The following is a 6479-nucleotide window of genomic DNA, read 5'->3' on the forward strand; positions in this document are numbered from 1 at the left end:
GTATTGGGTGTTGCTCTCGTCGGTGGAAATGCGCGGCGCGCCGTGGGTGATGTGGATCAAGGATCTGTCGCAATCCGATCTGTTCTTTATCCTGCCGGTATTGATGGCCGTTTCCATGTTCCTGCAAACGCGGCTGAATCCCACGCCGCCGGATCCGGTTCAAGCCAAGATGATGATGTTCATGCCGCTCGCTTTCTCGGTCATGTTCTTCTTCTTCCCGTCAGGTTTGGTGCTGTATTACGTGGTGAATAACGTGCTGTCGATTGCGCAGCAGTATTACATTACGCGAATGATGGGGCAGCGAAAGAAAGCAGCCTGAAGGTTTTGACAGCTTGATAAAAACGCCCGGATTAACCCGGGCGTTTTTTTATTAAAGCTCGCATAACGTCGACTGTTGCGAAGCGCTATTTGCTAGGCCCGTAGAACTGCTCGACGAGCTGCTCAAGCAGGTACCGATGATGCGGCGTGAGCGCCTCGATCTTTGAAGCCAGTTCGAGCGTCTCTTCCGACGCCGGGTACTTCTCGTCATGCACGATAGGTTTCGGCACGCCTTGTGCGTTGCCGCTCGGCGCGGGTCCGTAATGCAACCAATGCTGGTCGACCTTCAACCATTCGGACAGCGTCAGTAGTTTGTCAGCCGTTGGAATCGAGCGCGCGGTTAGCCACTTGTGTGCAGTTTGCGGTGATACAGGCTCCCCGTGATATCGAAGATTGAAATGAAGAGCGAGGTCAGTTGCACCGCGCATCTTCTCGGGCGCACGGAGCATCGAAAATTTTAGGCGATCCGAAAAATCGGCCTTTTCTTGTGGCGTTGGCATGGTCGCGATTGTGCGAGGCAAAGGCCGTTGCCGAGTCAACCACCTGGGCTAGATATGGCGCATTGTCCGGATTTTTAGCGCATTTAAGAAAAACGTTTGCTTTGTAATGGCTCGCTTACCATTGCATGTGAATCAGTCACAGCCGACGTGTCCATGTTTTGAAACACTGCAAGGAAACGTTCGTTCGTTGATTCATGATAGCCCACATAAGATAAAGCGAGAATCTTCTTAGAGGAGGCATCGGCAAAGTGAAACGAAACGGTCGCGCTACAATGCCGCCACGCTTCTTTTTGCCATTCTGCCGGTCAAATTATGTCCAACAACGACTCCGATCCGATCGTCGCAATTGCCACTGCGCCGGGGCGCGGTGGCATCGGCGTGGTGCGTTTGTCGTTCGGTCGAGCGGGCGAAGCGGCGGCGAAACACGCGATGCTCGCGCTCTGCGCTCAAACGCTCGTTGCGAGGCATGCGACGTATGTACCGTTTATCGATGCGCATGGTGAAGCGCTCGATCGCGGCATCGCCCTCTACTTTCCCGCGCCGCATTCCTACACCGGCGAACACGTCCTCGAATTGCAGGGGCACGGCGGCCCGATTGTGTTGCAACTGGTGTTGCAGCGGGCTATCGACGCCGGTCGCGACTTCGGCTTGCGGCTGGCCGAGCCGGGCGAGTTCACGCGTCGTGCGTTTCTCAACGACAAGCTTGACCTCGCGCAGGCGGAAGCCGTCGCCGATTTGATCGAGGCGAGCACCGAAGCCGCTGCACGTTCGGCGGGACGTTCTCTCGATGGCGCTTTTTCACGCGAAATCCACGCGCTGGTCGAGAACGTGATCACGTTGCGCATGCTGGTCGAGGCAACGCTCGATTTCCCCGAAGAAGAGATCGATTTCCTGGAGGCCGCCGATGCCCGCGGCAAGCTCGCGCGCATCCGGGCCTCGCTCGCCAAAGTACTCGCCGATGCCCGTCAGGGCGCGTTGTTGCGCGAAGGGTTATCGGTGGTGTTGGCTGGGCAGCCGAACGTGGGCAAGTCGTCGCTGCTGAACGCGTTGGCGGGCGCCGAGCTGGCGATCGTGACGCCGATCGCCGGCACCACGCGCGACAAAGTCACGCAGACGATTCAGGTTGAAGGTATTCCGCTACACGTCATCGATACCGCCGGGCTTCGTGAGACGCAGGACGAGGTGGAGCGGATTGGTATTGAACGGACTTGGGGCGAAATTGGCCGCGCCGACGTCGTGCTTCATTTGCTCGATGCACGGGAAACGCTGAGCGCCGAGGATCTTGCGATCGCCGAGCGATTTCCGGCAGGCGTGCCGGTCGTGCGTGTACTGAACAAGGCAGATCTCGCGGGTGTGAACGCGTCGGCGGATACCGCGAGCGATGAAGTCCGCGAAGTACGTTTGTCGGCGAAAACAGGCGATGGAATTGCGTTGTTGCGCGGCGAACTGCTGCAGATCGCGGGATGGCAGGCGGGCACGGAAAGCATCTATCTGGCGCGCGAGCGGCACTTGATCGCGCTACGGGCAGCGCGGGATCATCTTGAGACGGCCGCAGCTCACGCCGATCAAAATTCCCAGGCGCTGGATTTGTTCGCCGAGGAGTTGCGGCTTGCGCAGGATCAACTGAATTCGATTACTGGAGAGTTCACGTCGGACGATCTGCTAGGGGTAATTTTCAGCCGGTTTTGTATTGGGAAGTAAGGGGCTCTGCGGGCTTCTCTTCTTGTGCTCTTAGCGTCACCGAGCCTTGAACCAAAAGGGATTTTGAGTCGATATTCCTGACGGTGGTCAGTACGCTTACTGCCCGTCCGCCTGATCATCGGTGGAGATCTCATTTCCACTGGCGGCCTCTTCGCGAGCCCTCTTTTTACTCCACGCGTGAAGGTCGGCGATCGGGTAGATCACGTCCCAACTCAATCCGATCGACTGAAAAAACTTCCCGACTGGGGGTTCCCAAATTGAAAGCGCATCCTTGTGGTGGAACATCACGTGCGAATCGTTCCCGTGGACTCCATAGTCGTACAGTGTTGCTTGTCCGCCCGCGTCGTTGTACGCATTGAGGTACCCACCCGGCACGGAGTCCGACGCAGCAGCCGATCCGTACATATCATTGTCGCCGTACATGAAAAGCGCCGGGACATGGGTGGCCCTCCCGAACGCACCATACGCATCGGTAGCCCGCTATCCGGGACTATTCCTCGACTACTCTTCAGAATGCCCGACCTGCCGCCGATAAAAAGGATACCAACGAACCATCCCTACTCCTGCGGAGCAGATCATGGAAGAGAGGTGCAGCACGATGCGCGAGCACCGCTCGCCGTTTTGTTTGCGGCTTTGTCATTTTGATGCGCTGTGGTTTTCCGGACTTGTCCTCGTTCCGCCAGGCATCAGCCTCGCTGCAGCAGCGACTTGTTCCCTGAGCCGATAACGTTTTGCGTGACTCGATCGATCTAGTTGTAATTTCGTTGTAGTGCTATTGGCAGTCCCAATTAATTTATCCACCACCTTTTAGAAGAAAGCATGAAAAAGCTCCTTTGCTCCATCACCGTTGCCGCTCTGGCAATGTGCTCCACCGTTTCCGCATTCGCCGATGAGTATTATCACCATCATCATCGCGAATGCCATAACGTGCGCGTTCATCATCACTGGGAACGTCACTGCCGTTAAGTAGTGCAAGTAGCAAAACGCACAAAGCAAAACCCCGCATTTGGCGGGGTTTTGCTTTTTTGCGTGGGCCACACGCCTATATTCGCCATGCCGTTCACGCCGCCCGTCGCCAAGCCGCAGCAAACACCCCCGCCGTCATCAACATCGCGCCGCCGGTCCGGTTGACCGTCCGCTGCACGCTCGGCCTGCGAATCGCGCCCCGCGCCACCGACGCAAGCATCGCGTATCCGAACGCATTCGCCGTCGCCAATCCGACAAACGTTGCCTCGAATATCGCGATCTGCGACACGCTAGCGACGTGCGCATCGATAAATTGCGGCACGAACGCAACGAAGAAAATCACGCTCTTCGGATTAAGCGTCGTGACGGCGTAGGCGTGCGCGAAGATGCGCCTCGTGCGCAACTCTGCCGGCGCCTTCGCCGTATTGATATCGACGTTGGCATCGGCATTTGCATCGGCGTCAATTACCGGTGCGCGCCACAACTTGACACCGAGATAGATGAGATAGACCGCACCGACCCATTTCAGCACCGTGAACATTTCCGCCGAGGCCGCAAGCAGGACGCCCAATCCGAGCATCGAAGCGGTCATTGCCGTCAGGTCGCCCAGCGCGACGCCCGCGGTAGTCGCAAGTGCATATTTCCGGCCATGGCCGAGCGCATAGGACACGACAAGCAGCACGGTCGGGCCAGGAATGGCGACGAGTATCGCGGACGCGATCGCGAATGGGAGCCATTGGGCGAGGGTCATGAATGCTCCTTGTGTAAAACATCGATTAATCCATGAGTGCGCGCCTGGTGCAATGCCGGCGTGAAAATTGTGTTCCTCGGGCCCGGGACGCGCATTGCGAACCGCCGCCGTCTGCGGCATCGGTAAAAACACCTTGAGAACGTTATTCGTCCGATATTTTTACCGCCGAGCGGATGATGCTGTCGCGACGCAACGTCGCTGACCTTTGCCAGCGATCGGGAAGCGTCGTGGCCTCCCTTCTTTCCGAGAGCAAATCCACGATTTGACAACATCGGGCATTATTTGGAATTTAATAGTTGCGCTGCGGCATTCTGGATTAAATGTTATTGAATGGCGCATTCAGTGCCTTTCCAGAGAACCCCTACTCACTGCGACAATCTGTCGTGTTGCGACTGCACACAACATGTGCTTGCGCCTTGGGATTTCTTGTCTAGGATATACGCTGCCAATAAATAAAAAAACTAAGTGCATAACTAACTCCCGCGATAAGTCTGACGGAGGCTGAAGATGCAGAAGTGCGCCACAGCAGTAATGACAACATTCGCCCTATTAGCTTCGATTTCTGGCGCTTACGCCCAGGACACCGTGGTCCAGCCGCAGCAAACCATTACTTTCATGCCGAACGCATATGGCTGCCTTTCGAAAGATAAATTCGATTCCGCAGATCAACATGCTAAAGCCGGCGAACAACAAAAAATGCAGCAATTCTTCGAAGGCTACGAATGCATTTCCACGCCGGAAGACGCGCATTTTCGGGTTGTTCGCGTGGTTGGCCATGATGTCGAATTCGTAAATGCGTCAAATAGCGATACAGAAGGCTTGTGGACCGCAGACCGGTTTATCAAGCAGTAAGGAAGCGCATTACGGAACAAAGCGGTTTTAAAAGCGAGATGCTTATCGCTTGAGCCCGTAGAAGCGTATTTTTTGGATCGGCGTGCGGTCGGCGGACCTCCGACTGCGCGTCAGCATTGCGCGTTTTCGTTTCATTCCTCACGCCGGACCTTTGCGTTCGGTATCATCACGCGTCAATCGCGACAGCGAGCGCGTCGACATTCAACCGTCCCGCCTGAACCATCGCGTCGCGAATCCTCTTTTTCTGGCCTCTCGAAGGCCTTTCGGTGTTGCATGGCCATCAAATCCACAATTTATAAAGCTGAGTTGCAAATCGCCGACATGGATCGCCACTATTACGGCGACCACGCGCTCACTATCGCGCGGCATCCGTCGGAAACCGACGACCGCATGATGGTGCGAGTCGCAGCGTTCGCGCTGTTCGCGAGCGAGCGCCTGGAATTTACGAAAGGACTCTCTGACACCGACGAACCCGACCTCTGGCAAAAGGACCTGACCGGGCAAATTGAAACATGGATCGAAGTCGGCCAGCCGGAGGAACGGCGCATCGCGAAGGCAAGCGGCCGGGCGGACCGCGTGATCGTGATCGCGTATGGCGGCCGGACGTCCGAGATCTGGTGGCAAGGCGTGAAAGCCAAGGTCGAACGCATGCAGAACGTGACCGTCTGGTCCCTCACCGACGGCGTAGCGGCGGCGCTAGGTGCACTAGCCGAGCGAACGATGCGCCTCCAGTGCACGGTGCAGGATGGTGAAGCTTCGCTGGGAAGCGCGACGGTCGATCCGGTTGCCATCGACTGGACGGTGTTCAAGGGAAAACCGCGCTGATCGTGCGTCGGACGTCGGGCGCCCGGTCTCAAGCGTCAGGCGGACCCTTGAATTCGATGAGGTTGCCTTCCGGATCGAAGAAATAGAGGGACGGACCATAGCCTTCGGCGCCGTATCGATTACCTTCTTCACCCAGTCGCGCGCCGTGTTCCAGCAGATGAGCACGCAAGGCAGCCGGATCGTACGGTTCCACACGAAGACAAAGATGATCCATATTGCAGCCGGCACCCGGCAAACCGCTTTCCGGCCGGTCGATTTTCGCCCCAGCCGCGAGCAGATCGATGAGCGAACGTCCGGCGCGCATCTGCACCAGCCCGAGTTCCCGTTGCTCTTTTGCAACCGGACAGCCCAAAGCGCTAGCGTAGAAGTGGATCATTTTGTCGAGATCCTTGCAGCGAATCACGACGTGATCAATTTCCCGGATGGCAAATTGCATCGCGTACCTCCTGTTCTGGCCTGCCGAAACTGTAGCGCGTTGTGACACGACGCAGCGCAAGCCCCGCGCGCAAATCCCTGGCTTTAAGCCCCGAGAGCGAGCCTTAAGCCCCCGAACCCAACCGCAAGTC

The 6479-nt window shown here is 57.0% G+C and carries 9 protein-coding genes; 5 read left to right on the forward strand and 4 right to left on the reverse strand.

All coding sequences use genetic code 11. The features are described from left to right. Positions 1-319 (forward strand): membrane protein insertase YidC (yidC, locus tag WCA53_RS27135; RefSeq protein WP_423917978.1); only part of this gene is annotated, 319 nt, incomplete at its 5' end. Positions 320-404: 85 nt separating this feature from the next. Here yidC and WCA53_RS27140 read toward each other — a convergent pair. Next, positions 405-818: a transcriptional regulator gene (locus WCA53_RS27140; protein ID WP_423917981.1), complete on the reverse strand. Its 414-nt coding sequence runs from the start codon at positions 816-818 to the stop codon at positions 405-407. Positions 819-1130: 312 nt separating this feature from the next. Between WCA53_RS27140 and mnmE the strand changes: the two genes are divergently transcribed. Then, the gene (gene mnmE / locus WCA53_RS27145; protein ID WP_423917984.1) at positions 1131-2519 is read left to right on the forward strand and encodes a tRNA uridine-5-carboxymethylaminomethyl(34) synthesis GTPase MnmE; all 1389 of its coding nucleotides are present in this window, start codon (positions 1131-1133) and stop codon (positions 2517-2519) included. A 96-nt stretch (positions 2520-2615) separates the two neighbouring features. Here the strand turns inward: mnmE and WCA53_RS27150 are convergent, their stop codons facing one another. After that, a complete protein-coding gene (locus WCA53_RS27150; RefSeq protein ID WP_423917987.1) occupies positions 2616-2942 on the reverse strand; it encodes a hypothetical protein in 327 nt (108 codons plus the stop codon). Between the two features lie 396 nt (positions 2943-3338). Here WCA53_RS27150 and WCA53_RS27155 point away from each other — a divergent pair, with 396 nt between their 5' ends. Then, the gene (locus tag WCA53_RS27155; RefSeq protein ID WP_423917991.1) at positions 3339-3485 is read left to right on the forward strand and encodes a hypothetical protein; all 147 of its coding nucleotides are present in this window, start codon (positions 3339-3341) and stop codon (positions 3483-3485) included. A gap of 94 nt (positions 3486-3579) precedes the next feature. Here WCA53_RS27155 and WCA53_RS27160 read toward each other — a convergent pair whose 3' ends face one another. After that, positions 3580-4236 carry a LysE family translocator gene (locus tag WCA53_RS27160; RefSeq protein ID WP_423917996.1) on the reverse strand — a complete coding sequence of 219 codons (657 nt, stop codon included), beginning with the start codon at positions 4234-4236 and terminating at the stop codon, positions 3580-3582. Positions 4237-4743: 507 nt separating this feature from the next. Here WCA53_RS27160 and sap1 point away from each other — a divergent pair. Together sap1 and WCA53_RS27170 are read left to right on the forward strand one after the other, a co-directional pair. Then, positions 4744-5088: a surface attachment protein Sap1 gene (sap1, locus tag WCA53_RS27165; protein WP_423918001.1), complete on the forward strand. Its 345-nt coding sequence runs from the start codon at positions 4744-4746 to the stop codon at positions 5086-5088. Between the two features lie 273 nt (positions 5089-5361). Then, a complete protein-coding gene (locus WCA53_RS27170; protein ID WP_423918004.1) occupies positions 5362-5913 on the forward strand; it encodes a YaeQ family protein in 552 nt (183 codons plus the stop codon). Positions 5914-5941: 28 nt separating this feature from the next. Here the strand turns inward: WCA53_RS27170 and WCA53_RS27175 are convergent, their stop codons facing one another. Further along, a complete protein-coding gene (locus tag WCA53_RS27175) occupies positions 5942-6349 on the reverse strand; it encodes a VOC family protein (protein ID WP_423918007.1) in 408 nt (135 codons plus the stop codon). Between the last annotated feature and the right edge of the window lie 130 nt (positions 6350-6479).

Origin of the sequence: Caballeronia sp. (assembly GCF_049581465.1) — a bacterium.
Classification (GTDB): domain Bacteria; phylum Pseudomonadota; class Gammaproteobacteria; order Burkholderiales; family Burkholderiaceae; genus Caballeronia.